At 65.5% G+C, this 25,228-nt stretch carries 27 protein-coding genes; 15 read left to right on the top strand and 12 right to left on the bottom strand.

The window, feature by feature from the left end:
* The 3 genes from E3T46_RS03660 to E3T46_RS03670 all read right to left on the bottom strand — a co-directional run.
* Positions 1-251, bottom strand: a 251-nt coding sequence (locus E3T46_RS03660; protein WP_166790164.1) for a TSUP family transporter, incomplete at its 3' end; no start/stop codon positions are given.
* Positions 248-850, bottom strand: a complete 603-nt coding sequence (locus E3T46_RS03665; protein ID WP_347232604.1) for a rhodanese-like domain-containing protein — start codon at positions 848-850, stop codon at positions 248-250. The genes E3T46_RS03660 and E3T46_RS03665, both read right to left, overlap by 4 nt.
* 136 nt (positions 851-986) lie before the next feature.
* The gene (locus E3T46_RS03670; RefSeq protein WP_134577514.1) at positions 987-2,363 is read right to left on the bottom strand and encodes an MBL fold metallo-hydrolase; all 1,377 of its coding nucleotides are present in this window, start codon (positions 2,361-2,363) and stop codon (positions 987-989) included.
* A 125-nt stretch (positions 2,364-2,488) separates the two neighbouring features.
* On the opposite strand from E3T46_RS03670, the gene E3T46_RS03675 reads away from it, so the two are divergent.
* Together E3T46_RS03675 and E3T46_RS03680 are read left to right on the top strand one after the other, a co-directional pair.
* The gene (locus tag E3T46_RS03675; protein WP_134577515.1) at positions 2,489-2,845 is read left to right on the top strand and encodes a thioredoxin domain-containing protein; all 357 of its coding nucleotides are present in this window, start codon (positions 2,489-2,491) and stop codon (positions 2,843-2,845) included.
* Positions 2,846-3,280: 435 nt separating this feature from the next.
* A complete protein-coding gene (locus tag E3T46_RS03680) occupies positions 3,281-3,667 on the top strand; it encodes a RidA family protein (protein WP_241980440.1) in 387 nt (128 codons plus the stop codon).
* A 40-nt stretch (positions 3,668-3,707) separates the two neighbouring features.
* Here E3T46_RS03680 and E3T46_RS03685 read toward each other — a convergent pair whose 3' ends face one another.
* The 3 genes from E3T46_RS03685 to E3T46_RS03700 form a co-directional block, all read right to left on the bottom strand.
* Positions 3,708-4,235, bottom strand: coding sequence for a GNAT family N-acetyltransferase (locus tag E3T46_RS03685; RefSeq protein WP_134577517.1), 528 nt, complete (start codon positions 4,233-4,235; stop codon positions 3,708-3,710).
* 227 nt (positions 4,236-4,462) lie between these two features.
* Positions 4,463-5,389, bottom strand: a complete 927-nt coding sequence (locus E3T46_RS03695; RefSeq protein WP_134441577.1) for a Ppx/GppA phosphatase family protein — start codon at positions 5,387-5,389, stop codon at positions 4,463-4,465.
* Positions 5,390-5,415: 26 nt separating this feature from the next.
* Positions 5,416-7,638, bottom strand: a complete 2,223-nt coding sequence (locus E3T46_RS03700; RefSeq protein WP_134577518.1) for a hypothetical protein — start codon at positions 7,636-7,638, stop codon at positions 5,416-5,418.
* A gap of 175 nt (positions 7,639-7,813) precedes the next feature.
* Here E3T46_RS03700 and E3T46_RS03705 point away from each other — a divergent pair, with 175 nt between their 5' ends.
* On the top strand, positions 7,814-9,274 hold the full coding sequence (locus E3T46_RS03705; protein ID WP_134577519.1) for a family 1 glycosylhydrolase: 1,461 nt from the start codon (positions 7,814-7,816) through the stop codon (positions 9,272-9,274).
* 9 nt (positions 9,275-9,283) lie between these two features.
* On the opposite strand, the gene E3T46_RS03710 is transcribed toward E3T46_RS03705, so the two are convergent.
* Positions 9,284-10,018, bottom strand: coding sequence for an ABC transporter permease (locus E3T46_RS03710; protein WP_134577520.1), 735 nt, complete (start codon positions 10,016-10,018; stop codon positions 9,284-9,286).
* Entirely contained in the window at positions 10,015-10,764 is a 750-nt protein-coding gene (locus E3T46_RS03715) for an ABC transporter ATP-binding protein (protein WP_134577521.1), read from the bottom strand. Before E3T46_RS03715 ends, E3T46_RS03710 begins: the two co-directional genes overlap by 4 nt.
* 107 nt (positions 10,765-10,871) lie before the next feature.
* Here E3T46_RS03715 and E3T46_RS03720 point away from each other — a divergent pair, with 107 nt between their 5' ends.
* The 3 genes from E3T46_RS03720 to E3T46_RS03730 all read left to right on the top strand — a co-directional run bounded on the left by E3T46_RS03720 (position 10,872) and on the right by E3T46_RS03730 (position 13,102).
* Positions 10,872-11,456 carry a heme-binding protein gene (locus E3T46_RS03720; RefSeq protein WP_134577522.1) on the top strand — a complete coding sequence of 195 codons (585 nt, stop codon included), beginning with the start codon at positions 10,872-10,874 and terminating at the stop codon, positions 11,454-11,456.
* 181 nt (positions 11,457-11,637) lie between these two features.
* On the top strand, positions 11,638-12,204 hold the full coding sequence (locus tag E3T46_RS03725) for a LemA family protein (protein WP_134577523.1): 567 nt from the start codon (positions 11,638-11,640) through the stop codon (positions 12,202-12,204).
* Positions 12,205-12,217: 13 nt separating this feature from the next.
* Positions 12,218-13,102, top strand: coding sequence for a M48 family metalloprotease (locus E3T46_RS03730; protein ID WP_134467377.1), 885 nt, complete (start codon positions 12,218-12,220; stop codon positions 13,100-13,102).
* A 43-nt stretch (positions 13,103-13,145) separates the two neighbouring features.
* On the opposite strand, the gene E3T46_RS03735 is transcribed toward E3T46_RS03730, so the two are convergent.
* A complete protein-coding gene (locus E3T46_RS03735) occupies positions 13,146-14,336 on the bottom strand; it encodes a crosslink repair DNA glycosylase YcaQ family protein (protein WP_134577524.1) in 1,191 nt (396 codons plus the stop codon).
* 192 nt (positions 14,337-14,528) lie between these two features.
* Here E3T46_RS03735 and E3T46_RS03740 point away from each other — a divergent pair, with 192 nt between their 5' ends.
* Genes E3T46_RS03740 through ilvA form a run of 6 tightly spaced genes read left to right on the top strand, consistent with a single transcriptional unit; the run spans position 14,529 to position 21,109 of the window.
* The gene (locus E3T46_RS03740) at positions 14,529-15,638 is read left to right on the top strand and encodes an extracellular solute-binding protein (RefSeq protein WP_134441811.1); all 1,110 of its coding nucleotides are present in this window, start codon (positions 14,529-14,531) and stop codon (positions 15,636-15,638) included.
* Positions 15,622-16,488 carry an ABC transporter permease subunit gene (locus E3T46_RS03745; RefSeq protein ID WP_241985205.1) on the top strand — a complete coding sequence of 289 codons (867 nt, stop codon included), beginning with the start codon at positions 15,622-15,624 and terminating at the stop codon, positions 16,486-16,488. Before E3T46_RS03740 ends, E3T46_RS03745 begins: the two co-directional genes overlap by 17 nt.
* The gene (locus E3T46_RS03750) at positions 16,485-17,330 is read left to right on the top strand and encodes an ABC transporter permease subunit (RefSeq protein WP_134441567.1); all 846 of its coding nucleotides are present in this window, start codon (positions 16,485-16,487) and stop codon (positions 17,328-17,330) included. Before E3T46_RS03745 ends, E3T46_RS03750 begins: the two co-directional genes overlap by 4 nt.
* Positions 17,327-18,430: an ABC transporter ATP-binding protein gene (locus E3T46_RS03755; RefSeq protein ID WP_166790165.1), complete on the top strand. Its 1,104-nt coding sequence runs from the start codon at positions 17,327-17,329 to the stop codon at positions 18,428-18,430. Before E3T46_RS03750 ends, E3T46_RS03755 begins: the two co-directional genes overlap by 4 nt.
* Before the next feature lie 21 nt (positions 18,431-18,451).
* The gene (locus tag E3T46_RS03760) at positions 18,452-19,870 is read left to right on the top strand and encodes an AI-2E family transporter (protein WP_241980441.1); all 1,419 of its coding nucleotides are present in this window, start codon (positions 18,452-18,454) and stop codon (positions 19,868-19,870) included.
* 3 nt (positions 19,871-19,873) lie between these two features.
* Complete coding sequence (gene ilvA, locus E3T46_RS03765; RefSeq protein ID WP_134577525.1) at positions 19,874-21,109, top strand: threonine ammonia-lyase; 1,236 nt, start codon at positions 19,874-19,876, stop codon at positions 21,107-21,109.
* A 271-nt stretch (positions 21,110-21,380) separates the two neighbouring features.
* Here the strand turns inward: ilvA and greA are convergent, their stop codons facing one another.
* A complete protein-coding gene (gene greA / locus E3T46_RS03770) occupies positions 21,381-21,872 on the bottom strand; it encodes a transcription elongation factor GreA (protein ID WP_092450387.1) in 492 nt (163 codons plus the stop codon).
* Between the two features lie 98 nt (positions 21,873-21,970).
* Positions 21,971-22,456 (bottom strand): DUF4307 domain-containing protein, encoded by a 486-nt coding sequence (locus E3T46_RS03775; protein ID WP_166790166.1) that lies wholly within the window; start codon positions 22,454-22,456, stop codon positions 21,971-21,973.
* An 82-nt stretch (positions 22,457-22,538) separates the two neighbouring features.
* Between E3T46_RS03775 and mca the strand changes: the two genes are divergently transcribed.
* Together mca and E3T46_RS03785 are read left to right on the top strand one after the other, a co-directional pair.
* Positions 22,539-23,405, top strand: coding sequence for a mycothiol conjugate amidase Mca (mca, locus tag E3T46_RS03780; RefSeq protein WP_241980442.1), 867 nt, complete (start codon positions 22,539-22,541; stop codon positions 23,403-23,405).
* Positions 23,402-23,659: a hypothetical protein gene (locus E3T46_RS03785; protein WP_134577527.1), complete on the top strand. Its 258-nt coding sequence runs from the start codon at positions 23,402-23,404 to the stop codon at positions 23,657-23,659. Before mca ends, E3T46_RS03785 begins: the two co-directional genes overlap by 4 nt.
* Before the next feature lie 4 nt (positions 23,660-23,663).
* On the opposite strand, the gene E3T46_RS03790 is transcribed toward E3T46_RS03785, so the two are convergent.
* Positions 23,664-24,365 (bottom strand): hemolysin III family protein, encoded by a 702-nt coding sequence (locus E3T46_RS03790; protein ID WP_134577528.1) that lies wholly within the window; start codon positions 24,363-24,365, stop codon positions 23,664-23,666.
* A 67-nt stretch (positions 24,366-24,432) separates the two neighbouring features.
* On the opposite strand from E3T46_RS03790, the gene E3T46_RS03795 reads away from it, so the two are divergent.
* The gene (locus tag E3T46_RS03795; RefSeq protein WP_134441558.1) at positions 24,433-25,218 is read left to right on the top strand and encodes an isoprenyl transferase; all 786 of its coding nucleotides are present in this window, start codon (positions 24,433-24,435) and stop codon (positions 25,216-25,218) included.
* The last annotated feature ends 10 nt before the right edge of the window (positions 25,219-25,228 follow it).

Raw genomic sequence — 25,228 nt, forward strand, 5'->3', positions numbered from 1 at the left:
AGGTAGGCGGTGGGAATGCCGGCGGCGCCGATGATGCCGGCCAGACGCCAGTTCACGCCGGTGCGCAGCCGCGGAAGCACGGCGACCGCCGACGCCGCTCCCACGACGATCAGCGAGGTTGGTATCGCCTCCTCGAGGGGTAACCCGACACCGTAGACCAAGGCCGGAACGGCCAGGATTGACCCGCCCCCGCCGACCAGGCCGAGCAGCGCACCCACGATCACTCCCAGAAGCAGCGCGGCCAGGATCATGCGTGCGGCGCCAGCTGAGCGAGGACGTCACTCTTCGTGGGTTCGGAAACCGGGCGGTTCCAGGGCATCCAGGACAGGATTCGCCCCAGCGTGCAACTGTTGGTGGCGGCCGATACCGTGAGGCCGGCACCGATGACGCCGGCGAGAAGACGGAACTGCGGATGGATGAACCTTCCCGCCAGCACGCTCGCCAACACCAGGGATCCGGCCGTCATACGTACCTGTCGATCCATGGCCCACGTGGAGCGACCGCTGGTGATATCGCCGCCGGCGGCGGCATAGCCCGCCACACCACCGGTTAATACACGAGCACCGCTCAGGCCACCTGCGTCAAGATTCTTTCGCGCTTCTTCCGCGCGTCGACCCGACTGGCAGACCAGCACAACCCGGGGGGCCAGCTGCGCCGCAATCTCTTCAGTGTGTTCTTTGAGCAGGTGGAGCGGCACGTGATACGAACCCCGGATATGCCGGGTTTCAAACTCCGAGCCGTCCCTCACATCGATGATCATCAGGTCGCCATGATGGAGAACCCACTGATGGAATTCGTCTGCCCCAATTGGTGACGGGGAGGGGTTGACGGTGTGCGTGGTGTGAGAGATAGTAAATCCGTTTCAGTTTGGTGCGGGAGCGGAACAATGCCGGCAGCCCTGAGGCCTGCCGCTGAGGCAGGCCGCTGGCGATCGTGTCTGCCGTGAAGCCAACGTTGGTTAGGTGTTCAGCCGTGGGTCATCGCCATCAGGCTTTCACTGAATATTGGGCAGCCCATGCGGTATAGCCGCCGATGAGGTCGGTGACGTCCGAATGGCCAAGGCCCCGCAGCGCACTCGCGGCGACGCTCGAACGCCAGCCGCTGGCACAGTGGATGATTACGGGTCCGGCGTGCACTTCGGCGTGGCGCTGGCTCAGCTCGGCCAGGGGAATGCGCAGGGAGCCCGGGATCGCGCCCTGCTCGACCTCGCCGGGATTGCGTACGTCGAGGATCGTTGCGGCGGTGTCCCGGCGAAGAGCCTCGAAGTCGTCAAGCTCGACCCGCGCACCGACCTGCACCAGCGGGCCGAGGTCGGTGAACGCCTGCGCCGGGTTTGTCAGATATCCGGCGACCCGGTCGAAGCCGATGCGGGCCAGCCGCATTCCGGCCTCGGCTTCGCGGCCGGAGTCGGCGATGATCACGATGCTGTCGTCGTGCGCGATGACCATTCCGGCCGTCTCGGAGAAGCGTCCGTCCAGTCCCACGTTAATGGACCCGGCCAAGTGCCCGAGGGCGAAGTCTTCGGGGCTGCGGGTGTCAAGAACACGGGCCCCGCGCTCAACGGATGCGCGAACATCCGTCAGATTCAGCGGTGCCAGTTCGCGGGTGGAACCTATGACTTCGTGCGCGCTACGGTTGATCATCGCGTCGACGGCGAAATAGCCGGGGATTGCGGGCTGACCGCTGCGGATCATCGTCACGAAGTCGTCTTCACTCATCGGCTGCACAGACGCGTTCGTCAGGCGCTGGTTGCCGATGGTGGATTCAAGCTCGTCGGAGAGGTTCTTGCCACAGGCGGAACCAGCGCCGTGGGCGGGGAGAACACGCACCGCATCGGGCAAGGCGAGAAGCGTCGTGTGGATCGACGCGTATAGGGCGCGGGCCAGTTGGTCGGGATCTGCGCCGACGGATGCGGCCAGGTCGGGACGGCCCACGTCACCGATGAAGAGGGTATCGCCGGTGAGGACGGCATGGGCCACGGCATCGCTGGCGTGTTCACGAACGACGATGCTGATGGACTCCCAAGTGTGCCCGGGGGTGTCGAGAATTTCTAGTTCCACCTCTCCGAGCGAGATCTTCTCGCCATTGGCGAGGTGACGGATCTCATACTCGGTCTCGGCGCGGGCACCGTAGCCGATCCAGGCGCCAGTGGCTGCGGCCAGCTCGAGGTGACCGGCGACGAAGTCAGCGTGGAAATGCGTGTTGATCACGCCGATAATGGTCAGGTTGTTCGCCTGCGCGTCGGCGAGGTATTCGTCGATGTCGCGGCGGGGGTCCACGACGACGGCTTGACCGCTCGTCGGATCACCGACGAGGTACGAGCCATGGGACAGGCAGTTGAGGTAGTACTGGGTCAAAATCATCGTGGCCTCCAAAGGTCGGGGCCCACCACGCCGACACGAATTGGGGCGTGTAGTGGGTATGCGCCCCAGTCTCACACATACCCCGCACGGTATGCAAGATACCCCTAAGGGTATAGTCTGCGTGTATGGCTATTACCGATCTCACCGAGACCACCTTTGACGCGACCATTGCCCAGAGTCCCATCGTGTTGGTTGATTTCTGGGCCGCATGGTGCGGCCCTTGTCGCAGTTTCGCCCCGACATTCCGCGCGGCGTCTGAAAAACACCCCGCAATCACCTTTGGAAAAGTCGACACCGAAGCCGAACAGGGACTGGCCGCAGCCGCGGGCATCCGCTCCATCCCCACGCTGATGGCATTTCGGGACTCCGTACTCGTCTTTTCCCAGCCAGGCGCCCTCAACGCAGCCAGCCTGGAAGAGCTCATTGCCGGCGTCGAGAACCTCAATATGGACGACGTGCGCGCCAGCATCGCCGCCCGCTAAACCTCGCGCCCTGTGAGAAACCGCATGACCGCTTCACGGCAGGGTCACATGAGCACGTCCCTGCCCCCCAGTAAATAAAATACTCCCAGGGGTATAATTCTTTTCGCAGCTCACCTTATTGAATGGAGATCTATTATGTGTCGTTCCGTCACCTGCAAAGTGTGTCAAAAAACAACGTGGGCGGGCTGTGGTCAGCACGTTGATCAGGTAATGCGCGGCGTGCCTCGCAATCAGCAATGCGCCGGGCACGTGAAAGAAAAATCGACCGGATCATTCTGGTCCCGGCTGCTCGGACGCTAACGGCGGTACCCACTCCTGCTCTCGACGCTCGACAGCGCTGGCCAGACCGCCAACCGGACCACCGGCGCGGCTCCGGCTGACGCGGCCGGGGGCGAGGACGTCCTCGTTCCGCGGTCGGGTATGTGCGCAGCCCTCATGTCAGAAAGAGCGCCGCCGCGCGCTGCTTTACACAGCATCAGCGACACCGCCCCCGCAGGGGCGCGCCTCATCTTTTTCGCTGGCGCCTGCCCGTTAGACCTCGACGGCAGCACCGTTGGCGTCGGAGACTATGCAGCCCAGGCCGGCAAGGCGATGGAGAACCTCGCGTTAGCTCTGAAGGCGGCGGGAGTCCAACTCGAGAACGTATTGAGCACACGGGTTCTCGTCGCGTCTTCCACTCAGAGTGACCTGGTCGAGGCGTGGACGGTCATTCGTGAGGCTTTCGGGGAGCATGACGTGCCGAGCACACTCCTTGGCGTCACCGTTCTGGGCTACACGGATCAACTGGTCGAGATCGAAGCTGTCGCGGCGGTAATCGACTGACAGAACCAGCGCGGACAGCGTCCGGGGTCTGATCCTTGCCTCAGATCGTCCGCTCCCACACCGTTGTCTCCGTGGGGCCTCCTTGATGATTCGCTGTCGCCCGTCGCTGAAAGGAGTACCCGGTGCGCAAAGCGACCGCCTCACTCGCGGTATTCCCTTCAAAGATCACCAAGGTCACCACTCGGCTCCCGTTGTCGAGCAGCCAGTCGGTGAGGGCCCGGGTTGCGAGTGAGGCTGCACCGCGACCGCGACCGCGACCTGTTCGGAGGAGCGCATAGTAGATCTCCGGAACCTCGCCGGGATCCGCGAACACACCGGCGACACCCAAGTTGGTCTGGCCGTCTGTAATCAAGTAACGATAGGTGTCAGCGGAGGCGCACTCCGAATGGGTCGGGCGCAATCGCGCTCTCGCTGTCTCCTCGGTCATTTGAGGGCGATAGTGAGTCCACCGGAGCACGTCAGGATCCATTGAGAGGGCCACTTCGAGGGCCCAGTCCGCTTCCACCATCACTCGCAAATCGAACGGGCCGGCCGCTAAGCGATCCGGTGGAGCAACTGGCAACGGCATGCGCCCTATTCTGGCCTGCTTCTGCAGAAATACCCGAGCGGGCTCGGTTCCACTTGTGGGCACAGGCTGCGTTGGGAGTCGCCGCACGGTGTCGTTCCGCGCCGGTCACCTCGGTTGACATCTTCCGGCCACAGGTTCGGCGACTCCACGACGCCATCCAGGGACATGAACAAGCCGGCGGTCAGTTTTCGTATGCGAATCGCTCCAGGGGTCGGTGAGCGAAAATGCTACCTCAGTCGGTCGAGATAGCGCAGGATGACACCCTCGCGCAGCGCCCACGGTGACACTTCAAGTTCCGCCGCCCCGAACGCGGCCATTGCCGCACCGAGCACGATGCCGCCGGCCACGATCTGAAAGGTGCGGTCGGCGGTGATACCGGGCAGCGCCGGGCGGGCTTCGGCAGGAATACGCGCGAGACGCGGCACCCAGTCATCGAGCTCCGCGCGACCCAACCGCAAGCGATCGGCGGCGCCGACGCCGTCCGAGGTGGTTCCGGCCAGTCGGGCCAGTGATCGAATCGCCTTCGACGACCCGACGATGTGGTGCGGTGCCGGCAGCTGCGCAAAGGCACCAACCGCATCGCGCAAAACGGATGCCGCATGCCTGCGCAGCGCAGACACCTCCTCCGGCAGGGGAGGATCGTGGTGCAGAAAACCGATCGTGCTGCGCCCGGCGCCGAGCGGCAGCGACAGCGCTACCTCGGGAAACTCAGCCCCGCCGGCCGCGATCTCGAGCGATCCACCGCCAATGTCGAACAGCAGAATGTTGCCGGCCGACCAGCCATACCAGCGCCGCACGGCAAGGAAGGTCAGCCGGGCTTCGTCCTCGCCCGACAGCACCTGCAGGGCGACACCGGTTTCCCGTTCGACCCGGTCGAGCAGTTCCGGACCGTTGGTCGCGTCGCGCAGGGCCGAGGTGGCGAACGGCAACAACTCGTCGATATTGTGCTGCTGGGCAACATCCGCTGCATGCTGCACCGCAGAGAGCACCGCCGCGACACCCTCGTCGTTGATGGCACCCTCTGGCGTGATGTACCGCATGAGGCGCAGAACGCTCTTGTCGGAGGCCATCGGCACCGGCGGGGCGCCTTCGTGCGCGTCGACAACTAACAGGTGGACGGTATTCGAACCGACATCGAGGACTCCAAGGCGCACATTTGTACGATACTGCCTCCGCCGGGTCAACGTTGCGCGGGAGCGACGAAGCGCTGCCAGACCCAGCCGCTCGCGCACAGGGCCGCGAAGCTCGCGGCGACGATCCACAACACCGTGCCAGAGCCGCTGCTCTGCAGCTGATCGATCGCCGGGGCCAGCGCGGCGAACAAAATTCCATAGGCGACCACGGTCAGGCCGGTCCAGATCGGCGGTGACCAGGCGAGAATGCTGCGCCCACTGGTGTGACCGATCGGCACCAGGATGAGCACGGCCGAGCCGACTGAAGCGAGCACGATCGTGTTGACCGTCTCCGCCACGAGCGAGGTCGTGAAATCACTGGCGGCGGGCAGAAGTGCTCCGAGTGACCAGGCGAGCACGGCAAACAGGGAGAGGGCGCCGACCCGCACTGCCGCAAGCTGGCCGCGCTGCGCCGGCGTCGGCTGCGCGCTGCCAGCATCCGGTTTGGCTAACAGGCTCACGCTGCCGAGCAGGCCGAACAGCAGGGCCGGGTGCACGTCGAAGACGCGCGAGGCGGTCGCCGCGGCCGCGACCAGCAACAGGTAGCGCGGCAGAAATCTGACCGCCCCGCGCAGCTCCAGCACGCGGGAACTCCACCACAGCGGCACCAGAATGGCGACCCCGTTGACCAAGACCAGCCCGATAGTCACCGCGACCAGCAGACGCAGGTAGGCCGGCTGATCCACCACCGGTCCGGACAGCATGACGAAGGTTGCGGCGGCGACGAGCGCGGCGCCACCGCGCAGCCACCGATTGAGTCGCACGGTCGGTGCCACCTCGTACTCTTCGCGCACCCGATTGCGACCCGCCAGGGTGGGCCGTGACCAGAGCGGACGGCCGCCGCGCGTACGCGAGATGGTGCCCGCGAGCATCCGCAGCGGCAGAGCGATCAGCACCAGGGCGCCCAGGGCGAGCAGCCCGGCCTGCAACCAGGGGAATGGCGAACTGGTGCCGCTTGGCCCGATCGGCAGTGCGAAGCGGGTCGGGTCATCCCACCGGCCGGTGAAAGTGGATGCCCCCGCCGAGTCGTCCGCCGACTCCTCCTCAGCGGCTTCCGGCGCTGGTTCCTGCGTTTGGGGCGCCGCGGAAGGCGTCGGCTCCGCTGTGTCACCCGGTATGCCAACCGCACCGTCAGGCGACGGCGAAGCCGATGCGCTCGGAGCCGGCGTGACCGCTGGCGTCTCCGAGGCGGACTGGGTCGGTGTGGCGGTGTTCGGGGCGGCATAGCGGACCGTCACGGGGGTGCTGCCCGGTCCGACATTGCCGGCGGAATCCTGCTGCACGGCGATGACGGAGTACGAACCCGCAGCCACGCCCCCGGCGAAGCAGGTCCAGGCCCCGTCGGTCACCTCGGCGGTGCAGACCGAGTAGGCGCCGGCGAACACGGTGACCGTTGCGCCGGTCTCGCCGGTGCCGGTGTATTCCGTTCCCGCGACGGGCACCTGGGCGCCCTCGCGAGGAGTCGTCACGACCGGAGCCGCTGGGCCCTGAAGGTCAAAGACAATCGTGACCGGCTCGCTCGAATTCGACGACGACGGGCTGCTGAAGGTCGAACGCTGGCTCGCTGTCACCTCCCGGCTTCCGCTCTTGAGCGTGCCCTCGAACAGGCACGCCCAAGCACCCGAGTTGTCGACGTCACTTGAGCAGGAGTCTTCGGTCCCCAGGGACGCCGTCACAGTGGCCTGGGGATGCCCGGTTCCGCGAACCCAGCCGTCGGACTCGGAGCCGCTGCGGCCGCCCTGCACGGTCGGTGCACCCAGAACGGCAACCGTGATCTCGTCGCTCAGGGTGGAATCGCCGGTTACAACGACGCGCAGTTTGATCGTCGGACCGTTCTGCAGGTAGAGGTTGCTGCAGCTCCAGGAGGTTGATTTGTCATCGACGATGCACAGCGGGTCCCCGCCGCGCGGCGACAACAACTGAATCTCCTGATCGAGCGCTTTCGACCCAGACACAGTTGTACGGTTACTGCCGATGAACTGCCCGTTGCCGGGACTCTCGATCAGCGGCCTCGTCGTAGCTGGATCGGTCGTGGTGTTTGGGATGGGTTCTTCGGTGGCCGGAGCGGTCGATTCCGGTGTCGATTCCGGCGTCGCCTGCGCCGTCGCCAGCACGGGCCCGGCGAGGACGATCGCACACCCGAGTAGAAGGGCGGCGACGGCCGCTAAACTGCGGGAGCGTCGCGGACGCGCCGTTGCGCCCGATGCTTCGACCCGAGTCGATTCGGACATGACTCACCCCCTGCCCCAATTTGAGGGGCAGAGGGCGGTAAAGTCAACCTCCCGCGCCCGCAGAATGTAACAAACCGAGGGAATTCTTCGCGCTGCCGCCGCCCGCCGGTAAACATGACACCCTTTATACGAAGCGGATGCCCAGCATGAGACCGCCGAAGAGAGCCGCACCCTGATGAATCCCACGCCCCGCACCCCCGCCTCCACACGCGCCGTCGCCGCCCGGGACTGGGAACACCGCGCCGGCGAGCTCGGCGATGGCCTGCCGACCGGGTTCGAGGTGGCCGTCGCCACGTCCGCCTTTCAGATCGAGGGAGCCGCTCGCGACGGCGGCCGTGGCGACAGCGTCTGGGATTCCTTCAGTCAAAGATCCGGACGCATCCGCGATGGCTCGAACGCCTCCGTTTCGGCTGACCACATCAAGAATTACGAAGCGGATGCCGCCATTCTGCGCGACCTCGGCGTCGACGCCTACCGCTTCTCGCTGGGCTGGACCAGATTGCAGCCCGAGGGCCGCGGCCCCCTCAACCGCAACGGACTCGCGTTCTACGATCGGTTGCTGGACGCGTTGCTGGCCGACGGCATCCGTTCTACCGCCACTCTCTCGCACTGGGATCTGCCGGCTGCCCTGCGGGGCGGCTGGCTGAACCGCGACACCGCCGGCCGTTTCGCCGACTACGCCCATGCTGTGGGGGAGGCGTTCGGCGACCGCGTCGACGCCTGGGTCACCCTCAATGAGCCAGCCACGGTCACCACCAGGGGCTACGCGCTCGGCACCCACGCACCCGGTCGCACCCTGCTGTTCGACGCGCTTCCCAGTGCGCACCATCAGCTGCTCGCGCACGGTCTTGCCGTGCAGGGCCTGCGCGCCGCCGACGTGCGCGGACGCATCGGTCTGGTCAACTCCCACACCCCGGTGCAATCAGCGACCGACCGCGACCAGGACCGCTCCTATGCGGCCCTCTACGACCTGCTGCAGAACCGCTTGTTCGCCGACCCGGTGCTGCTTGGCCACTATCCAGACCCGCTCGAACCGTTCGCGGTCGAACTACGCACCCTGCTCGAAGCCGACCCCGCAGACCTGCGCACGATCCAGCAGCCGCTCGACTTCTACGGGCTGAGCTACACGGGGCCGGCCCGAATCGCCGCCGGTGCGACGGTGCTGAAGGCCCCCGATGGCCAGCCGATCCCCGTCACCTCATGGCCGTTCCACCTCGAGCCGTTCCGCGAACACCCCACGACCTCCACCGGCAACGTCAACGCTCCCGAGTACGTCGCGGTGGCGCTCGCCGAACTGGCCGAACGCTACCCCGACCTGCCGCCCGTCTACCTCTCACTGACCGGCGGCGCCTTCTGGGACCAGGCGGATGCCCGCCACCAGGTGCACGATCCCGCCCGCATCGACTACCTGGCCGAACACCTCGTGGCCGCCCTCGACGCCACCGCGGTCGGAGCCCCGGCCGCTGCCGTCGACCTCGCCGGTGTGGCGTTCTGGTCGCTGCTCGACGGGTTCGAGTGGGATGACGGCTACACCCAGCCGACCGGTCTGGTACACGTCGACTTCGCCGACGACCGCCGCACGCGCACGCCCAAGTCGAGCTACCGCTGGCTGCAACACGCGCTGACCAATCGCTGAGGCGGCCAACTACGGCGTGCGCCGCCGCAGCGTCACCGACCCGAGCACGACGGCGCCCACAACCCACGCTCCGATGATGAGCAGTTCCCCGCCGACATAGGCGGCGTCCTGCGAATCGGCCGCGACCGCCTGCAGCGCATCGATCGCGTGCGACAGCGGCAACCAATCGCTGATCATTCGCAGCACATCGGGCAGCTGCTCGCGCGGCAGAAAAATGCCGCCGAGCAGAATCTGCGGAAACACCAGCGCCGGCATGAACTGCACGACCTGAAACTCCGTTCGGGCGAACGCGCTCGCCAGCAGGCCGAGCGACGTGCCGAGCACCGCATCGGCCACCGCGACGGCGAGCAGCAGCCAGATCGATCCGCTGATCTCGAGCCCGCACACCCAGACCGCGAATCCGACCGCGACGGCCGATTGGGCCACGGCGAGCAGGCCGAACGCGAGCGTGTAGCCGAGAATCAGGTCGCCCTTCCCGAGCGGCATCGACAGCAGGCGCTCGAGCGTGCCGGTGCGGCGTTCGCGCAGGGTTGTGATGCTGGTCACGAGAAACATCACGATGAACGGAAACAGGGCGATCATGCCCGGTCCGATCGTGGCGAACACGGGAGTGTCCGAGAAGATCCAGGCCAGCAGCCCGATCAGCAGGCTCGGCACCACGAGTAGCAGCACGATCGTGCGCGGGTCATGTCGCACCTGGCTGAGCACGCGGCCGGCCGTCGCGAGGGTGCGTTGCGGCGTCATGAGACGCTCCCAGTGGCTTCGCCGAGCGGATGCTGCGCGATCAGCGCCAGAAACGCCCCCTCGGTATCGCTGGTTCCGGTCGCGGCGAGCAGCCCCGCCGGGGTGTCATCGGCCAGAATCTCGCCGTCTCGCATGAGCAGCAGCCGGTCGCACCGGCTGGCCTCGTCCATCACGTGGCTGGAGACCAGCAGACTCGTTCCGACGGCGGCGAGTTGATGGAACAGGGTCCACAGCTCGACCCGCAGCACGGGGTCGAGTCCGACGGTCGGTTCGTCGAGCACGAGCAGATCGGGGGAGCCGAGCAGCGCTCCGGCCAGCGAGACCCGGCTGCGCTGTCCGCCGGAGAGCGATCCGACGAGCTGGCCGGCCTGTGCCGTGAGATCGGTCAGGGCCAACACTCGGTCGACGTCCCGGCGCGGGGCACCGAGCACGGCGCGAAAATAGTGCAGATTCTGCCGCACGGTGAGGTCGTCGTAGACGCTCGCATCCTGTGTCACATAGCCCACGCGGTGCCGAAGCTGGGCGGCGCCAGCTGGCAGGCCGAGCACCGTGACTGTGCCGGACTGCACCACCTGCACGCCGACGATCGCTCTCAGGAGCGTGGTTTTGCCGCATCCGCTCGGGCCGAGCAGCCCCACCACGACTCCGCGGGGAACAGTGACGGTAAGCCCACGCAGCACCGGATGCTTTCCCCGTCGCACGTGTAAATCGGTCACGTCGACCGCGGGGGCGGATGTGTTCACCATGTCCGAACTCTCCGCCGCTGCACACTCCCTGTCAAGCCCACAATGGGCGATTCCGCGGTGCTTCACGTTGAAAGCGGGTACCCAGCTACCTGCAGTAATTTCGGGGCGTGAGCAAGCAGCAGCCCTACCGCGTCCTGCACTCCTACGACGATTTCGAACTTCGCCGATACCCAGCACATCTCTTGGCCGAAGTCACCACGGATGGCCCTTTCGAAGACGCCGGCAACCGTGCTTTCCGATACCTGTTTGCCTACATCAGCGGGGCAAACCAGTCCCGCCGGAAGGTGGCCATGACCGCGCCAGTGGTGCAGACCGGTGCGGCAGAAAAGATCGCGATGACCGCGCCCGTGCTGCAACAGCCTGTGACGCACCCGTCAAATCGAGTGGGCAGTGCGCAGTTCCAGGTTGCCTTCGTGCTGCCCGAGGAGCTGACGGCGCAAACGGCGCCGCAACCCACCGACCCCAACGTGCAACTGAGAACGGTACCGTCCGCACTGGTCGCTGCACTGCGGTTCGGTGGACGCTGGCGTGAGACTCGTTACGAACAGCATGTCGAGGAGTTGCGCGCGGCGCTTGCCGCCGCCGGGCTCACCGCCCTGGGGTCACCGAGATTCGCCCGATTCGACCCGCCGTTCAAACCGTGGTTTCTGCGTCGCAACGAGGTGTTGGTCGACGTCGAAGAGCCCGGCTGACCGCGCTCTCCCTGCCGCCTTGGGAAATCCCCGCACGCCTTGAGGTTGCTTGGAGTGTGATGGGAAGCGGGTGGGAGCCTCCGGGGTCGCGGTTAGTATTGGCAGGTACGCACGGGGGTCGTTGTCGCTAGTTCATGTCTCCGTGCCACCCTAGAAAGCCAATTTGCAAGGAGACGCTGCCATGGAATGGCTCATCCCGGTTCTGATCGTTGTCGCACTCGTCGCCATCGCTGGTATCTACCTGTGGTCGACGTACAACTCGCTCGTGACGCTCAATGTGCGCGTCGACGAAGCGTGGAGCGACATCACGGTGATGCTCAAGCGTCGTGCTGACCTGCTGCCCAACCTGATCGAAACGGTCAAGGGCTACGCAGCACACGAGAAGAGCGTGTTTGAAAACGTGACCAAGGCTCGGGCCGAGACGCTGTCTGCCCAAGGCCCGGCCGACGCATCCGCTGCTGAGAATCACATGCAGACCGCGCTGAAGAGCATCTTCGCCGTCGCCGAGGCGTACCCGCAGCTGCAGGCCAGCCAGAACTACCTGCAGTTGCAGGGCGAACTCGTCGACACCGAAGACAAGATCCAGGCCGCGCGTCGTTTCTACAACGGTGGCGTGCGTGAAATGAACACCAAGATCAAGGTGTTCCCGAACCACTTGTTCGCCGTTAACCTCGGATTCACCGAGCGCGAGTTCTTTGAGGTGGCCGATTCCGCAGCGATTGCGGAGCCGCCCCGCGTGCAGTTCTAACGGGACTTAGCCGATGTACAGCGCGATAGCTAAGAACAAACGCAACACCGTTTTCATTATGATCCTGTTTTTCGTGATCATTGCGGGGCTCGGCTGGCTGGCCAACGCCGTCTATGGTGCCGGCGGCTACGGCATCCTCATCGCCACCGTCGTCATCACGGCGCTCTACGTGATCATTCAGTACTACGCCGCCGGTCGCCAGGCCATCTCGATGAGCGGCGGCATCAGGGTCAACAGCAAGGCCGACCACCCGCGCCTCTGGCGCATCGTGGAGAACCTGTCGATTACGACCGGCACACCGATGCCCGAGGTCTACATCATCAATGATCCGGCGCCGAACGCTTTCGCCACCGGTCGCGACCCCCAGCACGCGATCGTCGCCGCCACCACCGGCCTGCTCGACATCATGGACGACTCCGAACTTGAAGGCGTCATGGCCCACGAGATCGGCCACGTGCGCAATTACGACATTCGCGTGTCGATGGTCGTGTTCGGCCTCGTTGTCGCGATCGGCTTCATTTCGGACATGTTCCTGCGCATGGCGTTCTTCGGCCGCAGCAACAACAGCAACGGCAACCCCGTCGTCATGGTCTTCGGGCTCGTGGCCATGATCGTGGCCCCGCTCATCGCGACCGTCGTGCAGCTCGCCATCTCTCGCCAGCGCGAATATTTAGCGGATGCCACCAGCGCGTTGACGACGCGCCACCCGGATGCGCTCGCCTCTGCCCTGGCCAAACTGGGCGAATACGGTCGCCCCATGCAGAAGCAGAACAGCTCGATGGCTCACCTCTGGATCTCGGACCCGCTGAAGAAGGGCGCCATGGGCAAGCTGTTCGCGACGCACCCGCCGATCGCCGACCGCATAGAGCGCCTGACCGCCATGGGCCGTAAGTTCTAAATTAGTTTTCCCGCACATCGGCGGCGTAACCCGGCGGCGAGATCTACCGCAGTTCGGTGGCCAGACCCCCAGCCAGGTTTCCCCGCGGCGCGACGACGATCTCCTCAAGTCCCTGCCAGAGTGCGGCTTCCCGCAGCACCTGCGCGAGCCGACCCGCGGCATCCGTCGGCGCCGCCGGCTCAGCCCAGGCCGACTGCACCCGGAGCACGCCGGCCTGCCGGTCGTTCTTCAGATCGACCCGGCCGACGATCATGTCGCCCAGCAGAATCGGCAGTGAGTAGTAGCCGAACACGCGCTTTGGTTGCGGCGTGTAGATCTCGATGCGGTAATGAAAATTGAACAGCCGCAGGGCGCGGGCACGCTCCCAGACCACCGGGTCGAACGGCGACAAGACCGCCTGCGCGTCCATGGCCCGCGGCAGCCGGGCGTCGCGGTGCAGCCACGCGCGCGCGCCCCAGCCCGCAAGCTCCACCGGGAGCAACTCGCCGGCCTCCTCCAACTCAAGGATGGCTGAGAGTGCCGGCGCCGACTTCAGCCGAAAGTAGTCGGCGAAGTCCTTGACGGTGCCGATCCCGTGTGCGCGCGCCGAGCGGCGCACCAACTCGCGGTGGGCATCCGCTTCAGAAATTTCGGTGCCGAGCAGCTCGGGGGAGAAGACCTGCTCTGGCAGGGCATAGACCCGCTCAAAACGGATGCGCCCGGCACTGACCACATCACCCCAGCGGAACAGAATTTCCAGTCCGGTCTTCACCTCGGACCAGCCCCACCAGGGCCCGCTGCGCTTGTTGGCGTCGTGTTCGATTGCGCTGGCCCGCATCGGGCCGTTGGCGGCGAGCTCGGCCAGGAGCCAATCGAGCATCGGCCGGTTGGCGTTCGACCAATCGTCGGGCGTGCGCGCTGAACGGTCGCGATAGTTCTGCATGCGCCAGTGGAATAGCGGCCAGACCTCGACCGGTAGAAAGGAGGCCTCGTGTGCCCAATACTCGGTGAAGCGGGCCTCGCGACCCGTGGTCAACCGATCAAGCTGGGCCTTGTCATAGGCGCCGAGTCGGCTGAAGGCCGGCAGGTAGTGGCTGCGCTCGAACACGTTGACCGAGTCGATCTGCAGCAGCTCGAGTCGATTCACTAGGGCCGTGAGCTGACGGATGCCGACGGCCGCTCCAGGTCGCGCGCCGAAGCCCTGCGCGGCGAGCGCAATCCGCCGCGCCAGTGCGGGGGAAACTGTCGTGACCATTCGTCTCACTCTAGCTGCACCCCCGTTCACCTGGTGTTTACCCGGAAAACATGTGGCAGCCATGTAGCCTTCGTATTGTCGGGCGACCGGCACACCCTGCCCCATATCCTGTTCACCCGTAGCGTTTGCACAGTAATCCAACGCTCCGGACCCGGTCACAATGGAGGAAAATTGTCACTCAAACGCACTCTGATGGTGTCCCTGGCCGCCGCAGCGGCCCTCACCCTCACGCTCAGCGGCTGTTCACCGGCCGCCGAGGCTCCGGCCTCGGGCGTCGACGCAGCGACCGCCACCAGCTTGAGCGCCTTCGGCGACCTGGCCGGCCTCGAAGAAGCCGCCATCGCGGAAGGTCAGCTGAACGTCATCGCGCTGCCGCGTGACTGGGCGAACTACGGCGCCGTTCTCGACCTGTTCGCCGAGAAATACCCGGACATCACGATCAACGAAGCGTCCCCAGACGGGTCCAGCGCCGAGGAGATCCAGGCCGCCGACAACCTCAAGGGCCAGGACACGGCACCGGATGTCTTCGACCTCGGCCTGGCAGTCGCCCTGTCCAGTACCGACCGCTTTGCGCCGTACCAGGTTGCCAACTGGGCCGACATTCCCGACGCGCTCAAGGAAGCCTCCGGCCTCTACGTCGGCGACTACGGCGGATACCTGTCGGTGGGCTACGACCCCGACGCTGTTCCGGAGCCCAAGGAGTTGACCGACCTGCTCGGCGCCGACTACAAGGGAAAGGTGGCCATCAATGGTGACCCGACCCAGGCCGGTGCAGCGTTTGCCGCTGTCGGCCTCGCCACCGTGCAGAGCGGCGGAACGGTCGCTGACTTTCAGCCCGGCATTGACTTTTTCTCCGATCTCAATGCGGCCGGTAACTTTCTGAAGGTCAACCCGACGACGGCGACCGTCGCCTCCGGTGAGACCCCGGTGGTCTTCGACTGGGACTACCTCAACGTTGGCTACGGCGCCCAGCTGGAGGGCCAGCGCAACTGGAAGGTCGTCGTCTTCGACGGCACCGGTTACGCCGGCTACTACAACCAGGCGATCAACAAGGATGCTCCCAACCCCGCCGCAGCGCGGCTCTGGCAGGAATTCCTGTACAGCGATGAAGCACAGAACCTGTGGCTTGCGGGCGGCGCCCGCCCGGCGCGCGCCGAGGCCATGGCCGAGGCCGGCACCATCGACAGCGAGCTGTTCGATGCGCTGCCGAAGGCGCCGAGCGACACCGTCGTTCCGACCGAAGACCAGAGCACCGCAGCGGCAACGCTGCTCGGCGAGAAGTGGGCTGCCGCTGTCCAGTAACATCCGTGGTCGGGCAGCAGCCTTCGGGCTGCTGCCCTTCGCGGTGTATGTGTTGTTGTTCCTGGCTGTGCCGACCCTGATTGCCATCGGCACGGGCTTTTTCGACAATACCGGCGCCTTCACCCTGGCCACGGTCGCGGCCCTCGGCGACCCCGTCGTGCTCACCACCTTCTTCAACTCCTTCTGGCTGTCGGCGCTGACCGCCGTTGTCGGTGCCGTTGTCGGTGCTGTGGTCTGCTACGCCCTGCTCGGCGCGCGCCCCGACGGCCCGCTGCGCACCACCATCGACTCGCTCAGCGGTGTGCTGGCCCAGTTCGGTGGCGTCATGCTCGCCTTCGCCTTCGTCGCGACCATTGGCATTCAGGGCATGGTCACCCTGTATCTGCGCGACACCTTCGGCCTGGATATTTTTGAGAACGGCGTCTGGCTGTATTCGACGACCGGCCTTATCCTGCCCTACATCTACTTTCAGGTTCCGCTTATGATCATCACCTTTATGCCCGCCCTGCAAGCCTTGAAACCGCAGTGGGCCGAGGCGAACGCCACTCTCGGCGGAAGCACAGCCAGCTACTGGTTCCGTATCGCCTTTCCGGTGCTCGCGCCGTCCTTCATCGGCAGCCTGCTGCTGCTGTTCGCCAACGCGTTCTCCTCTTACGCCACCGCGGCGGCGCTGGTGAGTCAGGGCTCGCAGATTGTGCCCCTGCAAATTCGCGCCGCACTCACCAGCGAGACGCTGCTCGGTCGGGAAAACCTGGCCGGCGCGCTGGCCCTCGGCATGATCGTGGTGATGGCCGTCGTCATGGTCGGCTATTCAGCGCTGCAGTCACGGGCCGCGCGGTGGCAGCAATGACCGGACTGACCACCAACGGTGTGGCTCACGCGCCCTCCCGCACGGTTCGCACCATCATTCTCGGCGTGGTCGGGGTCATCTTCGCCGTGCCGATCGTGGCCATGATCGAATTCACCCTGCGTGCCGGGCTGGTCGGCGGCTACAACGTCGACCGCTGGGTCGCCCTGTTTCAGAGCGGATTCACCGGGGTGTACCGACCGGTGCTGGTAGCGCTCGGCAACTCGGTGGCTTTGGCCATTGGCACCGTCCTGATCGTGCTGCTGCTGCTCGTACCCACCATGCTGCTCGTGCACATCCGTTTTCCCCGGCTGCGCCGAGTATTGGAATTCATCTGTATTCTGCCCATCACCATTCCGGCCATTGTGCTTGTGGTCGGGCTCGCGCCGGTCTACGCCATTGTGGCTCGAATGCTGGGCAGCGGCGTGTGGACCCTGGCCTTCGCCTACGGCATTACGGTGTTGCCCTTCGCCTATCGGGCCATTCAATCCAACCTCGACGGCGTCGACGTGAAAACGCTCACCGAAGCTGCGCGCACTCTCGGGGCCGGCTGGGGCAGTGTGCTCCTGCGGGTGCTCGTACCCAACCTGCGCCGGGGCATCCTGGCCGGTGCCTTCATCGCCGTGGCCGTCGTGCTCGGCGAATTCACCATCGCGTCCTTGCTGAACCGGGTCAACCTGCAAACCGCTCTCGTCGTCGTGAGCAAGGTCGACCCGTACACGGCCGTGATCCTCTCGCTGCTGGCCCTCGCCTTCGCTTTCCTGCTGCTCCTCGTTATCGGACGACTCGGTGCCCCGCGCACCCGAACATCGCGCCGCCGTACCACCGTGAAAGGTCCAGCATGAATTCACAGCAGCTGACAGCCCAGCAGCCAACCGCACCGACCCGACCGGGAACCGTCGTCGAATTCACCGGCGTCGTCAAAGAATTCTCCGGAATGCGCGCCCTGGACGGCTTCAACCTCACCCTGCACGCGGGCGAATGTGTCGCGTTGCTCGGCCCGAGTGGCAGCGGCAAGACCACGGCGTTGCGCGTGCTGGCAGGGCTGGAATCCACCGATGCCGGCAGTATCACCATTGACGGCATCGACGTATCAGCACTCTCCACCAGCAAACGCGACATGGGTATGGTGTTTCAGTCGTACTCGCTGTTTCCGCACCTCAGTGCCGGCGAAAACGTCGAATTCGGGCTGCGGATGCGAAAGATCAAGCCGGCCGAGCGGCGCCGCAGGGCGGCAGCGTCCCTGGCCATGGTCGGCCTCGACGACCACTTCGATCGCTTTGCACACCAGCTCTCCGGCGGCCAGCAGCAGCGGGTCGCACTCGCGCGCGCACTCGTGACCGAACCGCGTGTGCTGCTGCTCGACGAACCGCTCTCGGCGCTCGACGCCAAGGTGCGCGTGCAGCTGCGCGACGAGATTCGACGCATTCAAACCGAACTCGGCATCACGACCCTGTTCGTCACCCACGATCAGGACGAGGCCCTCGCGGTCGCCGACCGCGTCGCCGTGATGCGCGCCGGCAATATCGAGCAGGTCGGCACGCCCGAAGAACTCTATTCCCGTCCGGCCACCCCGTTCATCGCCGACTTCGTCGGACTCAGCAACCGCATCGACGGTCTCGTACGCTCGGCTCGAGCCGAGGTCTATGGAACGAGCCTGCCCCTGATCGACCCGGCGACGCCCGACGGACCCGTGACGGTCTCGATCCGCCCGGAAGACATCGAGTTCGCAGCCGAGGGCCTCGCGGCGACCGTGGTCACCTCCAGCTTTCTTGGGTCGCTCCGCCGCACGACCCTGCGCCTGGCCGACGGCACCATTCTGTTTCTTCAGCACGGCGTGCGCGTGCACCCGAAAGCGGGCGAGAACGTGTTTGTCAACTTCACCGGGGCACCGGTCTCGACCGAGCGGGTGGAGACCGCCAGTGTGGCGCAGCAACAGCCCTGACGGCAGTCCTAGACTGTTTGAGTGAGCGAATCCACGGGCAATCCAGGTGCACGCGCGCTGCTACGGCTGCGTCGCAGGCGTTCGGCCGAGCGCGCGCGGGAGCGCGTGCGGGAGAGCGCTGATCTCGCCGGATCCGAGCTCGTTGTCACGCCGATCGAGGTTGTGACCGGGGCCCCCGCCGCCAACGGCGTCGACGAGAACCTGCCGGCCGGCATCCGTTTGGCTGGGGCCTGGTCCTGGCGTCTGATTGTGATCGCCGCCGCTATCGCCATTCTGGTCTTCCTGGTTATTCAGTTGCGGTTGATTGTCATTCCGCTGCTCGTGGCCGTGCTGGTTTCCGCGCTCCTGGTTCCGTTTGTGGCATTCCTGGTGCGGCATCACTGGCCTAAGGGCGTCGCTGTGGCGCTGGCGATGGTGGGCACGCTGGTGCTCGTTGCCGGTCTGGTCACCCTCGCCTCGACGCAGATCGCCGAGGGCACCGTTGGGCTGAGCGAACGGCTCACCCGATCACTCGACTCGTTCAAGGCGTTCCTGGCCGGCTCACCGCTGCAGGTTTCCGAGACTGATATCAACACGTACGTGCAGCAGGCCTGGGAAGCGATCCAGAATGATAGTGCCGTCTTCATCAGCGGCGCCCTGTCGGTGGGAACCACGCTCGGTCACTTGTTGACCGGGCTTCTGCTGGCACTGTTCAGCCTGCTCTTTATCCTCATCGACGGTAAAGCCATCTGGAGCTGGATCGTACGGTTCTTCCCGCTGCGGGCCCAGGCCGCTGTGGACGGTGCGGGAATCGCAGGCTGGACCACCCTGGGCAACTTCGCCAAGGTGCAAATTCTGGTCGCTTCGATCGACGCGGTCGGCATTGGAGTGGGCGCGGCCCTGCTCGGGGTGCCGATGGCCATCCCGATTGGAATTCTGGTCTTTCTCGGCTCATTCATCCCCATCGTCGGCGCGGTCGCGACCGGATCGGTGGCGATTGTGATCGCGCTCATCTTCAACAACTGGGCCATCGCCCTGGCCATGCTCGGCGTCGTCCTGCTCGTGCAGCAGGTCGAAGGCCACGTACTGCAGCCGCTCATTATGGGAACCGCGGTGAAGGTGCATCCGCTTGCCGTGGTGCTCGTGGTGGCAGCCGGCGCCTTACTCGCCGGAATTCCGGGGGCACTGTTCGCCGTTCCGGTGGCCGCGGTTTTGAACGCGATGATCAGTTACATTGCCGGGGGCACGTGGCGGTCGAGCCCGCCGACGGTGCCGACGACCGGATCGGTGCTCTGGCAGACCGTGCCGCAAAGCCGACCGGGATATCGCACGTCCGGCGCACCGGCGCGCACAGCACGGCTGCGCCCGCGGACTCTCCTCACGTCGCGTGGGGCATCCGCGCGCGTCACCCCTACAGATTCGAGCGCACCCGGCGCCCCGCACGATAGTTCGGAGAACTAGAACATGCCAGAGACCACCCTCGTCGGACCGACCCTCGCCGAATTCGAGGCCGCTCGCGCGGTCGTCGCCCGGGTTGCGGATGTGACCCCGATGGAGAGCTCGCGCTACCTTGCCGATGTGTTGGGCGCGCCGGTCTACCTCAAGTGTGAAAATCTGCAGCGCACCGGCTCCTACAAGATTCGCGGTGCCTACAACCGACTGTCGAAACTGACCGAGGCGGAGAAAGCCCGTGGCGTCGTGGCGGCCTCGGCCGGAAACCACGCCCAGGGCGTGGCCTTCGCCGCGCGCGAGCTCGGCATCAAAGCGACCATCTTCATGCCCGTCGGAGTCGCGCTGCCGAAGCTGTCAGCGACGCGGGACTACGGAGCAGAGGTCATTCTGCGCGGAACGACCGTGAGCGAACCGCTGCTCGCCGCAGCCGAATACGCCCGGGAGACCGGCGCGATCCTGATCCCGCCGTTCGACCATGCCGATGTGGTCACCGGGCAGGGCACGCTCGGACTCGAAATTCTCGATCAGGTTCCCGACCTGGAGACAGTCATTGTTCCCATCGGCGGTGGTGGACTCATCTCCGGAGTTGCCAGCGCGCTCAAGCAGCGTTCCGCCCGGGAGGGGCGACACATCCGGGTGATTGGGGTGCAGGCCGAGAACGCGGCCGCTTATCCGCCCTCACTCGCCGCCGGCGAAGCAGTGACGATCAACATGCTCCCAACCATCGCCGATGGCATCGCGGTGGCCAGGCCCGGGTTGCTTAATCTCGAGATCGTTCGGGACGCCGTCGACGAGATCGTCACCGTCACCGAAGACGACACCGCCCGCGCGCTCCTGGTGCTGCTGGAACGCGCCAAGCTCGTGGTTGAACCGGCCGGGGCAGTGGCGGTCGCCGCCATCCTGGCCGGCAAGATCACCCCTACCGGGCCGACCGTCGCCATCCTCTCGGGCGGAAACATCGACCCGCTGCTGATGCAACGCGTGATCAGCCACGGCCTCGCCGCGTCGGGACGGTACCTGACGCTGCGCATCATGCTGCCGGACCGTCCGGGTCAGCTGGCTCGAATCTCCGAGCTGCTCGCGGAGGCGACGGCCAACGTGATCGAGGTGCTGCACACCCGGCACGGCGTCGGCCTGCGGATCAGCGAAGTCGAACTCGACGTCAGCGTTGAAACTCGCGGGCCAGAGCACCGCCAGCACGTCGTGGACACGTTGCGCGCCGCCGGCTACGACCCCCAGATCGACTAGCCCGGTCGACTAGGCAGACAGGCCGCGCGCCAGCTGCCGCCGGCGCTGTCGGCCGTTGGCTGCTAGTTGATTGCTGCTGGCTGTGCAGCATTGTAAGCGGGGCAGCCTCATCCGTTGTGCATTGCGCGCGAGGTGCCACTTCTGGCCCCTTGGCGAGCTCTCAAGGGACTAAAGATGGCACCTCGCGTGCAGTGGAAGGCCACGAGCAGCGAGTGGACAACCTGAGCCCCAATATCGGCGCGAATCGGCAGCCGAGCCTCGGCGGGGGGAGTCAGGCGCCGGTGAACGTCTCCACGTTCGAGATCTGCACGGTGATCTCCTTGCCGGTGGGCGTGGTGTAGCTGGTCTTGGCGCCGACCTTGAGGCCGATGATCGCCGCGCCGAGCGGACTCTGCTCGCTGTACACGTCCAGGTCGCTGTTGGCGGCGATCTCGCGGCTGCCGATCAGAAAGCGGCTCTCGTCGCCGGCGATGGTGGCGGTGATGACGGTGCCCGGCATGACGGTGCCGTTGCTCTCTGGGGCGTGGCCGACCTCGGCGGTGCGCAGCAACAGGGTGAGCGTGCGAATGCGCGCCTCCATCTTGCCCTGCTCTTCTTTCGCCGCGTGGTAGCCCGAGTTCTCCTTGAGGTCACCCTCTTCTCGCGCGGACTCGATCTTCTTCGCGATGTCGCCCCGGCCAAAGTTGCTCAGTGTCGCCAGTTCCGCGGCGAGGCGGTCGTGGGCCTCCTGAGTTAGCCAGGTGACCGTTGTGTCGGTAATCACGAGTGATCTCCTTCAATACGCTCAAGCGCAGAAAGGCCGGTTGAGGGCCGCGCAGATATAGTCGTCGCCCGGGCGATTGCCGAGGCGAATACGTCAGTTTAGGTCAGCCAGCACTGGTAAATCAAACCCGTGTTGCTCAGATCGGTGGTGCGCAGAACCTCGGTGAACGACCGGTTGTACAGGCTGGAGGGCGGTAGATCGATGATCTTCCAGCCGACGACCGAATAGCTCTCGTTGAGAGCCTGAACCGCGCAACTCGCCGTTCGGTTCACCGGCAGCGCTACCTCGAAGGTGACGCTCACGCTGTGCTCATCGATGATGGTGTGCCCGATATCGCGCGCTTCTATCTGAGTGGATGCCCCGTCCAGGCCGGTCCACAGAACCCACGCTCCCAGCACCAACACGAAAACGCCACCGAGCCCCCACAGGATGCGGCGGTCGCGAACCCGGCGGGCCGGGGTGCGCCCGTAGCGCGATTGGATCGCGGCGCTCTCGGGTGCCGGTGCCGCGGCGACGTCAGATTCGTCGAGGCGCTCGGGCTGGCGGCTCGACTGAACTCCGCTGGGCGTGCTGTTGAGGGGCACTGGCGATTTCACACTTCCGATGGAGCGATTAGGCTGGTATCTAGGTTATCTGGCCTAAGGTTATCTGGCATTCCTGAGGAGTATGGTGACGCTGCGATTGATGGCTGTGCACGCCCATCCCGACGACGAATCGAGCAAGGGCGCGGCAACGTATGCCTACTACCGCAGCCTCGGCGTTGAGGTGATGATCGTGAGCTGCACCGGCGGCGAACGCGGCAGCATCCTGAACCCGTCCCTGACCGGCCATGCCATGGCCGAGCGTGACCTGCCCGGGCTGCGCCGCCTGGAGATGCAGGGTGCCCAGGAGGCGCTGAACGTGCAGCATCGCTGGCTCGGCTACGAGGATTCCGGGATGGACGAGGGCCAGGAGGCGCCACCGAACAGCTTCGCGGCCATTCCGCTCGACTACTCGGCTGAGCCGCTGGTAAATTTGATTCGGGAGTTCCGTCCGCAGGTGCTGATCACCTACGACGAAAACGGCGGCTACCCGCACCCGGATCATATCCGCTGCCACGAGGTCTCGATGGAGGCCTATCGTGCCGCCGCCGACCCGAGTCGCTACCCGCACACCGGGCAGCCGTGGCAGATCGACAAGGTGTACTACGACCGCATCTTCAACCTTGAACGTATCGATGCCATGTACCTCGCGCTGAGCGTGACTGAGCCGGACTCTCCGCTGCTGGAGCCGCTCGGCGCGGCCCGCGAGCGCATGGAGAATTACCCCAAGCTGGCCACCACGCACGTTCCTGCCGGTGATTTTCTTGAAGCTCGAGATGCCGCCCTGCGCTCGCACGCGAGCCAGGTCACACCCGACAGCAGCTTCTTCTTCTGGCCCAACGATCTTGTCCGCGAGGCCTGGCCCTACGAAGACTTCCAACTCGTCGAATCGAAAGTAGACACCGCAATGCCCGAATCCGATCTGTTCGCCGGAATCCAGGACGCCGCATGACCTCGCTGCTGACCGTCGTGCTCGCCGCAACTCCCGACCCCGACTTCGACCCCAACACCGTCACCCCGGGCGTTGTCGGTTTTCTGGTCTTCTTCTTGATCGCGTCGGCAACCCTGCTGCTCTGCCTGGATGTGGTGCGTCGCATCCGTCGTACGACCTATCGCGCCGAGATCAAGGCACGCCTCGATGCCGAGGTCGCCGCCCGCGATGCCGACCCAAGCGCACCGCCGACGCCGAGCGACAAGCCCGAATAAGCCGTTACGGGTAGAGCGGATGCGTGGCGATCAGCAATATCGCCGCGAAATGACATAGAAACGCCACGACCGTCAAGGTGTGGAAGATCTCGTGAAAGCCGAACACACCGGGAACCGGGTTGGGCTTCTTCAGCCCGTAGACGACCGCGCCGACCGTGTAGCAGAGCCCACCGACGAGGATGAGCGTCATCATGGCCGCGTTGGCCTGGAAGAAATCCACGATGAACAGCAGCGCGCCATAGCCGAGCACCAGGTAGAGCGGCACGTACAGCCAGCGCGGGGCGTGAATCCAAAACACTCGAAAGAGGATGCCCAGCCCGGCTCCGCCCCAAACCAGCCAGAGCAGCAGAGTCGCTTTTTCCGGCGGCAGCGCGAGCACCGTGATGGGCGTGTACGACCCGGCGATGAGCAGAAAAATATTCGCGTGGTCGATGCGCTTGAGAATGATGCGGGTGCGCGGCTGCCAGTTGAAGCGGTGGTACAGCGCTGAATTGCCAAACAGCAGCATCGAACTGAGCACGAACACGGCCGAGCTGATCTTCGCCGCCGCGCCCTCAGCGAGCACGAGCAGCACGATGCCGGCAGCGATCGTCACCGGAAATGTGCCAGCGTGAATCCAGCCGCGCCAGGTCGGTTTGACGTCTTCAGGGTGGGCGTCAGCCGCCTCGATCAGTGGCAGATTAGGGATATCGTGCTCGGTGGCCATGCTGCAAGGATACGACAGCGCCTGGCCGGGTGCCGCGAACGCCAGGGGAGTGGACTAGCGTAACTGTGTGCAGAAACCCCAGGTACCCTCGCCGCGTGGCATCCTCTATGGGCTGTATCAGCGCCGGCTGAGGCGTGGGCTCACTCCGGCACATATGCCTCACCACGTTGCCATGATCATCGACGGCAACCGGCGTTGGGCCCGGCAATTGGGGTTTCAAACCGCCGCGCACGGTCATCGAGCTGGCGCCGCCAAAATGCGCGAGTTTCTGGAATGGTGCGACGACCTCGGCATTTCGGTCGTTACCCTGTACCTGCTCTCCTCCGACAACCTCACCCAGCGCCCGAGCGATGAACTCGCCGATCTGATCGAAATCATCGCCGATCTCGCTGAGGAGCTCTCGCACTACCGCAACTGGCGGGTGCAGCAGGTGGGGTCCAAGGCCGGCCTGCCCGAGCCGTTGGTCGCGGCTCTCGATGCAGCGGATGCCCGCACCAGCGGCCATAAGGGACTGCACGTCAACCTCGCGGTCGGCTACGGCGGCCGCACCGAGATCACCGACGCCATGCGGAGCATCGTCGCCACCCACCACGCGCACGGCGGCACCCTGGAAGACCTCGTAGAGACCCTCACGCCCGAACTCATCGGTCAGCACCTGTACACCGGCGGTCAGCCCGACCCCGACCTCGTCATCCGTACCTCGGGCGAGCAGCGGCTGAGCGACTTCATGCTCTGGCAGAGCGCGCACAGCGAGTTCTACTTCGTTGAAGCGCTGGGGCCGGACCTGCGGCAGATCGACTTTCTGCGGGCTCTGCGCGACTTTTCCCGCCGGCAGCGGCGCTTCGGGGGGTAGCCACCCTGTG

It is taken from the genome of Cryobacterium sp. Hh11 (assembly GCF_004404045.1).
GTDB classification, from domain to species: domain Bacteria; phylum Actinomycetota; class Actinomycetes; order Actinomycetales; family Microbacteriaceae; genus Cryobacterium; species Cryobacterium levicorallinum.

Excerpts from the sequence above, each read along its gene's own strand:
- E3T46_RS03790 (WP_134577528.1), bottom strand. The coding sequence starts at position 24,365 with ATGGCCACCGAGCACGATATCCCTAATCTGCCACTGATCGAGGCGGCT.
- E3T46_RS03700 (WP_134577518.1), bottom strand. The coding sequence starts at position 7,638 with ATGTCCGAATCGACTCGGGTCGAAGCATCGGGCGCAACGGCGCGTCCG.
- E3T46_RS03725 (WP_134577523.1), top strand. The coding sequence starts at position 11,638 with ATGGAATGGCTCATCCCGGTTCTGATCGTTGTCGCACTCGTCGCCATC.
- E3T46_RS03710 (WP_134577520.1), bottom strand. The coding sequence starts at position 10,018 with ATGACGCCGCAACGCACCCTCGCGACGGCCGGCCGCGTGCTCAGCCAG.
- E3T46_RS03750 (WP_134441567.1), top strand. The coding sequence starts at position 16,485 with ATGACCGGACTGACCACCAACGGTGTGGCTCACGCGCCCTCCCGCACG.
- E3T46_RS03670 (WP_134577514.1), bottom strand. The coding sequence starts at position 2,363 with ATGATTTTGACCCAGTACTACCTCAACTGCCTGTCCCATGGCTCGTAC.
- ilvA (WP_134577525.1), top strand. The coding sequence starts at position 19,874 with ATGCCAGAGACCACCCTCGTCGGACCGACCCTCGCCGAATTCGAGGCC.
- E3T46_RS03785 (WP_134577527.1), top strand. The coding sequence starts at position 23,402 with ATGACCTCGCTGCTGACCGTCGTGCTCGCCGCAACTCCCGACCCCGAC.
- E3T46_RS03735 (WP_134577524.1), bottom strand. The coding sequence starts at position 14,336 with ATGGTCACGACAGTTTCCCCCGCACTGGCGCGGCGGATTGCGCTCGCC.
- E3T46_RS03685 (WP_134577517.1), bottom strand. The coding sequence starts at position 4,235 with ATGCCGTTGCCAGTTGCTCCACCGGATCGCTTAGCGGCCGGCCCGTTC.
- E3T46_RS03680 (WP_241980440.1), top strand. The coding sequence starts at position 3,281 with ATGTCAGAAAGAGCGCCGCCGCGCGCTGCTTTACACAGCATCAGCGAC.
- E3T46_RS03755 (WP_166790165.1), top strand. The coding sequence starts at position 17,327 with ATGAATTCACAGCAGCTGACAGCCCAGCAGCCAACCGCACCGACCCGA.
- E3T46_RS03705 (WP_134577519.1), top strand. The coding sequence starts at position 7,814 with ATGAATCCCACGCCCCGCACCCCCGCCTCCACACGCGCCGTCGCCGCC.
- mca (WP_241980442.1), top strand. The coding sequence starts at position 22,539 with ATGGTGACGCTGCGATTGATGGCTGTGCACGCCCATCCCGACGACGAA.
- E3T46_RS03715 (WP_134577521.1), bottom strand. The coding sequence starts at position 10,764 with ATGGTGAACACATCCGCCCCCGCGGTCGACGTGACCGATTTACACGTG.
- E3T46_RS03740 (WP_134441811.1), top strand. The coding sequence starts at position 14,529 with ATGGTGTCCCTGGCCGCCGCAGCGGCCCTCACCCTCACGCTCAGCGGC.
- E3T46_RS03675 (WP_134577515.1), top strand. The coding sequence starts at position 2,489 with ATGGCTATTACCGATCTCACCGAGACCACCTTTGACGCGACCATTGCC.
- E3T46_RS03730 (WP_134467377.1), top strand. The coding sequence starts at position 12,218 with ATGTACAGCGCGATAGCTAAGAACAAACGCAACACCGTTTTCATTATG.